The 5,622-nt window shown below is 68.3% G+C and carries 6 protein-coding genes and 2 pseudogenes; 5 read left to right on the forward strand and 3 right to left on the reverse strand.

The annotated features are described in order from the left end of the window. Nucleotides 1-116: 116 nt before the first annotated feature. Nucleotides 117-365 carry a DUF2530 domain-containing protein gene (locus ACWCRB_RS48680; protein ID WP_451002199.1) on the reverse strand — a complete coding sequence of 83 codons (249 nt, stop codon included), beginning with the start codon at nt 363-365 and terminating at the stop codon, nt 117-119. A 113-nt stretch (nt 366-478) separates the two neighbouring features. On the opposite strand from ACWCRB_RS48680, the gene ACWCRB_RS48685 reads away from it, so the two are divergent. Continuing rightward, the gene (locus ACWCRB_RS48685) at nt 479-1,876 is read left to right on the forward strand and encodes an NCS2 family permease (protein WP_451002200.1); all 1,398 of its coding nucleotides are present in this window, start codon (nt 479-481) and stop codon (nt 1,874-1,876) included. Nucleotides 1,877-1,883: 7 nt separating this feature from the next. Here the strand turns inward: ACWCRB_RS48685 and ACWCRB_RS48690 are convergent, their stop codons facing one another. Then, nucleotides 1,884-2,066 (reverse strand): ribbon-helix-helix protein, CopG family, encoded by a 183-nt coding sequence (locus ACWCRB_RS48690; RefSeq protein ID WP_369037399.1) that lies wholly within the window; start codon nt 2,064-2,066, stop codon nt 1,884-1,886. A 154-nt stretch (nt 2,067-2,220) separates the two neighbouring features. On the opposite strand from ACWCRB_RS48690, the gene ACWCRB_RS48695 reads away from it, so the two are divergent. Both ACWCRB_RS48695 and ACWCRB_RS48700 read left to right on the forward strand, forming a co-directional pair. Further along, nucleotides 2,221-2,658 carry a MarR family winged helix-turn-helix transcriptional regulator gene (locus tag ACWCRB_RS48695; RefSeq protein ID WP_451002201.1) on the forward strand — a complete coding sequence of 146 codons (438 nt, stop codon included), beginning with the start codon at nt 2,221-2,223 and terminating at the stop codon, nt 2,656-2,658. Between the two features lie 62 nt (nt 2,659-2,720). After that, on the forward strand, nt 2,721-4,172 hold the full coding sequence (locus ACWCRB_RS48700; protein WP_451002202.1) for an MFS transporter: 1,452 nt from the start codon (nt 2,721-2,723) through the stop codon (nt 4,170-4,172). On the opposite strand, the gene ACWCRB_RS48705 is transcribed toward ACWCRB_RS48700, so the two are convergent. Then, the gene (locus ACWCRB_RS48705) at nt 4,165-4,926 is read right to left on the reverse strand and encodes a bestrophin-like domain (protein WP_451002203.1); all 762 of its coding nucleotides are present in this window, start codon (nt 4,924-4,926) and stop codon (nt 4,165-4,167) included. The genes ACWCRB_RS48700 and ACWCRB_RS48705 overlap by 8 nt on opposite strands. Before the next feature lie 84 nt (nt 4,927-5,010). Here ACWCRB_RS48705 and thpR point away from each other — a divergent pair. Continuing rightward, a pseudogene (gene thpR, locus ACWCRB_RS48710) lies at nt 5,011-5,523 on the forward strand (RNA 2',3'-cyclic phosphodiesterase); the annotation flags it as partial. A 5-nt stretch (nt 5,524-5,528) separates the two neighbouring features. Beyond that, a pseudogene (locus tag ACWCRB_RS48715) lies at nt 5,529-5,622 on the forward strand (ATP-binding cassette domain-containing protein); the annotation flags it as partial.

The following is a 5,622-nucleotide window of genomic DNA, read 5'->3' on the forward strand; positions in this document are numbered from 1 at the left end:
CCGCCCCTACCCGTCCCATCCCGTTCCTGGGGGCTGCGCCCCCAGACCCCCCTTCGCGCTGAACGCGCTCGTCCTCAAACGCCGGACGGGCTGGAGGGGCCGGCCGGTGCTTGGAACTACTCAGCTGTCGCCCGTTTGATTGCCGCGTCCCGCTTTCGGACGTACCAGATGCCGATCAAGCCCAGGCCCGCCCCCGCGAGGCACGTCCAGACCCACCACTCGTGGTTGTGGTCGGCGTACCAGCCGTAGAAGGGGAGCTGGGCCAGGAAGAGGACGAACCAGAGGATCGTGCCGCCTGTGATGGTGGCGACGACGGGGCCCTCAAGGGGTGCCGGCGCCTCGTGCTTCGGTGTCCACTTCGCCATGCGGACAGCTTACGAGGCCCGATTCGTCAATCCGCACTCATATGTTCATACTGAAACGACTTGAGCCTGGCTCATTTCTTTCGTACGAAACACCAACAGAAACATGAGCGCGCATGTCCACCTCGGCCCTCGACCGCTATTTCAAGATCTCCGAGCGGGGCAGCACCCTGTCCCGGGAGGTCCGCGGCGGGTTCGCCACCTTCTTCGCGATGGCCTACATCATCGTGCTGAACCCGATCATCCTCGGCAGCGCCAAGGACATGTACGGCCATCAGCTGGACAACGGTCAGCTGGTCACCGCCACCGCCGTGACCGCCGCCTTCACCACACTGCTGATGGGCGTCGTCGGCAATGTGCCCATCGCGCTGGCGGCCGGGCTCGGGGTCAACACCGTCGTCGCGCTCCAGCTCGCACCCCGTATGTCCTGGCCGGACGCCATGGGCATGGTCGTGCTCGCGGGTTTTGTTGTGATGCTGCTTGTCGCCACCGGCTTGCGTGAGCGCGTCATGAACGCCGTGCCGCTCGGGCTGCGCAAGGGCATCTCCATCGGCATCGGGCTGTTCATCATGCTGATCGGGCTCGTGGACTCCGGGTTCGTGTCCCGGATCCCCGATGCCGCCCAGACCACCGTTCCGCTCCAGCTCGGCGCCGACGGTCATCTCGACGGCTGGCCGGTTCTCGTCTTCGTGCTGGGTGCTCTGCTCACCCTCGCGCTCATCACCCGCAAGGTGCCCGGCGCGATCCTCATCTCCATCGTCGCCATGACCGTGCTCGCCGTTGTCATCAATGCCGTCGCTTCCGTGTCCTCCTGGGGGCTCACCACCCCCAAGTGGCCCGGCAACCCGGTCGCCAGCCCCGACTTCGGACTCATCGGCAAGGTCAGTCTCTTCGGCGGGTTCGACAAGGTCGGCGTGCTGACCGGCACCCTCTTCGTGTTCACCGTGCTGCTCTCGTGCTTCTTCGATGCCATGGGCACGATCATGGGCGTCAGTGATGAGGCCAGGTTGACGGACGCGCAAGGCAACATGCCTGGCATCAACAAGGTGCTCTTCGTGGACGGTATTGCCGTTGCCGCCGGTGGCGTGAGTTCCTCTTCCGCCACCACCTGCTTCGTCGAGTCCACCGCCGGTGTCGGAGAGGGTGCGCGGACCGGGTTCGCGAACGTCGTCACGGGTGCGCTCTTCACCGTCGCGCTGTTCCTGACCCCCGTGGCGACCATGGTTCCGTCCCAGGCCGCCACCCCTGCCCTGCTCGCCGTCGGCTTCCTGATCCTGGCCGGCTCGGTCAGGGAGATCGACTGGGCCGACCACACGATCGCCATTCCGGCCTTCGTGACGATGGTGATGATGCCGTTCACCTACTCGATCACCAATGGCATCGGCATGGGCTTCATCACCTTCGTCGTGCTGCGACTGGCGGCCGGGCGGGGGCGTGACGTCCCGGTGGCCATGTACGTCGTCGCCGCCGTCTTCGGGTTCTACTACCTGATGCCCGCCCTGGGCCTCACGTGACCTCCGCTCACGTGACCCCGTAGAACCTCTCCGTCTCCTCGACCGCGGTCTGGAACCGCTCGTCGAAGTCGTCCCGGACGAGCGTCCCGACCACGTAGTCCTGGACGCTCATTCCCCTTTTCGCCGCATGGTCCCGGAGCCGGTCGAGCAGCTCCCCGTCTATCCGCAGGCTGAGCACACTGGTCCCCATGGAACGAGGGTCGCGGGCTGGTGCGGGGCGATGGGGGGCTTTTTGCGTTCGACTCACTCGTATGGGTGATGTGGAGATTCAGTGGCCCTTGTCACGGGCATCTCGGCGCGTCGCGAGTGGTCTTTAGTCAGAGTAATGAGTTATGCTAAGGAACATGCCGGACCTAACCCATGGCGACGACGCTGCCGCCGTGAACTCACTGCGCTCCGCCGTAATGCGCCTGTCGCGCCGACTCAAGCACCAGCGGGTCGACGAGTCGCTGAGCCCCACCGAGATGTCGGTGCTGGGCACCCTCGCCCGCTGCGGCTCGGCCACGCCGGGTGAGCTCGCCCGCAAGGAGCATGTGCAGCCGCCCTCGATGACCCGTATTGTCGCGTTGCTCGAGGGCAAGGGACTGGTCAGGCTGGAGCCGCACCCCGAGGACCGGCGGCAGAAGGTCGTCACCCAGACCGAGACCGCCGAGGCGATGCTCGAAGAGAGCCGCCGCAAGCGCAACGCCTGGCTGGCCGGCCTGGTCGAAGACCTCGACGAGGACGAGTGGGCCAAGCTGCGTGCCGCCGCCCCCATCCTCGAGAAGCTCGCGCATCAGTAAGCAGGACCCCAGCAGGACCCCAGCAGCCCCCCAAGCAGGACCCCGCAAGGAGGCGAACCGTTTTGAGTTCGGGACCCGGAGCAGATTCCGCCCCCGCACCAGCCACCCACGACTCCCCGCCCACCCCCACCCCCACGCCTGCCTCCACCGGACGCACCCGCAAGTCCGAGATGTTCAGCTCGCTGAAGGTCCGGAACTACCGCCTCTTCTTCCTCGGCCAGGTCGTCTCCAACACCGGCACCTGGATGCAGCGCATCGCCCAGGACTGGCTGGTCCTCAGCCTCACCGGCTCCTCGACCGCCGTGGGCATCACGACCGCGCTGCAGTTCCTGCCGATGCTGCTCTTCGGCCTGTACGGCGGTGTCCTCGTCGACCGGCTGCCCAAGCGCCCCACGCTGCTCGTCACCCAGTCGCTGATGGCCCTCACCGGCCTCGCGCTCGCCGTGCTGACCCTCTCGGGCGACGTCGAGGTCTGGCACGTCTACCTCGCTGCCTTCGCCGTCGGTCTCGCCACGGTCGTCGACAACCCGGCCCGGCAGTCCTTCGTCTCCGAGATGGTCAAGCCGGACCAGCTCCAGAACGCCGTCAGTCTCAACTCCGCGAACTTCCAGTCCGCCCGCCTCGTCGGACCCGCCGTCGCCGGTCTGCTGATCACCGGCGTCGGCACGGGCTGGGCCTTCCTCGCCAACGGGCTCTCCTTCGTCGCCCCCATCGCCGGGCTGCTGCTCATGCGCTCCCGCGAACTGAACGCCGTGGAGCGGGCGCCGCGTGCCAAGGGGCAGCTGCGCGAGGGCCTGCACTATGTCGCCGGGCGGCCCGAGCTGATCTGGCCGATCGTCCTCATCGGGTTCATCGGCACCTTCGGCTTCAACTTCCCGGTCTTCCTGTCGGCGTACGCGGACGACGTGTTCCACGCGGGCGCCGGCGCGTACAGCCTCTTCAACACGCTGATGGCGGTCGGTTCGCTCACCGGCGCCCTGCTCGCCGCCCGGCGCGGTACGGCGAAGCTGCGCGTCCTCGTCGCGGCGGCCGTGGCCTTCGGCGCGCTGGAGATCGTGGCCGCGGTGGCCCCGTCCCTGTGGCTGTTCGCGCTGCTGATGATCCCGATCGGGATCGCAGGGCTCACGGTCAACGTCACGGCGAACACCTCGGTCCAGATGGCCACCGACCCCGCCATGCGCGGCCGGGTCATGGCCCTGTTCATGATGGTCTTCATGGGCGGCTCGCCGCTGGGCGCCCCGATAGTCGGCTGGATCACGGACACCTACGGCCCCCGGGTCGGCCTCGCCTTCGGCGGCATCGTCGCGACGACCGCCGCCCTCACGATCGGCCTGGTCCTCACCCGCGTGGGCGGTCTGCGGGTGTCGGTCGTCTGGAACTCCGGACGTCCGCGCGTCCTCCTCCTCAAGCGGGAGCAGCAGCAAGAAGGCCAGCAGCAAGAAGGCCAGCAGCAAGAAGGCCAGCAGGAAGAGGAGTTGCCGGAGGCGGTCCCCTCGGCCGTGTCCGTCAGGTGATCGACCTCATGCGTTCCAGGGCCAGTTGGAAGGCCGTGGGGTTCACCTTGAGGGGTCCACTGAACGGGTAGTTGAACTCATAGACGATCAACAGCATCACGCCCACGATGAACGTCAGTGAGAAGACCACGCCCGCGTGGGCGCGCAGGCTCTCCACGCCGAAGAGGTAGACGAACCCGACGGTGACCAGGGCGCCGAGGAGCAGGGCCGTCCACAGCAGGGCGGGTACGCCGGCCGTCGCGGCCTCGTTGACGCGCTCGCGGCGGGCGTCGCCGAGCTGGGCGACGGCCTCCAGGGCACCCTCGTAACGGACCTGGTCCGCGCCCGTCGCCGGCTCCTGCGTGTTCACGAGGGAGCGGATCTCGGTGAACTGCCGCCAGGCAGCCGGGTCGTCCCGCTGCTCGGCCAGCAGCGGCCACTCGTCGTCGATCACCGTGCCGGTGTACCGCTCGACCAGGGTGCCCAGGCGGGTGCGGTCGGGCTGCGGCAGCGAGCTGCTGTACCAGGTGAGCTGGAGCAGCGCGTTGGTCTCCGTGTACGTGTTCTCGTGGGCCTGCGACCGGGTCTCCCACACACCGACGACGACCATCGCGAGGACGACGGCGTAGATCACGCCTATCTCCGCGTACACGAACCCGAGGACGTCGTTGTGGACCTTGCGCCGGGCCACCGGCACGAGCCGCGCGACCACGAAGACCGCCGCCGTCGCCATGGCCGAACCGCTCAGGAGCAGCACGATTCCGAGAAAAGGCATGCCGACGTCCCGCCCCCTGTCTTCGCCCATGTCCATGGTGCGGGTGGCTCGCCGGATGATCCATTCCCTGGAAGGGTGACGCACATGAGACTCTTCGCCGCCGTGCTGCCCCCGGAGGACGTGACCCGTGAACTCGCCGCCGAGGTGGCCGGGTTGAGGAACCTGGCCGGTGCGGACGCGCTGCGCTGGACCGGTGTGCCCGGCTGGCACTTCACGCTCGCCTTCTACGGCGAGGTCGACGAGGACGTCGTACCGGAGCTGTCGGAGCGGCTGGAGCGGGCCGCGCGCCGTACGGACCCGTTCGCGCTGGCGGTGCGCGGGGGCGGGCAGTTCGGGCACGGGCGGGCGCTGTGGGCGGGGGCTGCTGGTGAGCTGGACGTGTTGCGGCTGCTGGCCGAACGGGCGGAGGCGGCGGGTCGGAAGGCGGGTGTCGAGATGGGGGAGCACCGGCACTACAAGCCCCACCTCACCGTGGCCCGCAGCCGCGAGGCCTTCGAGGTGGGGCCGTACGTCGAGGCCCTGGACGCGTACACGAGCCGCACCTGGACGGTGGCCGAGCTGGTGCTTGTACGCAGCAATCTGCCGAAGTCGGGGGTGCGGGCTCCGGCGGTGAGAAGCAGCGCGTCGCCATCGCCCGTGCGGTCGCAGGCGATCCGCCGCTGCTCCTGGCCGACGAACCGACCGGCGCCCTCGACT

The organism is Streptomyces sp. NPDC002156 (assembly GCF_053593675.1).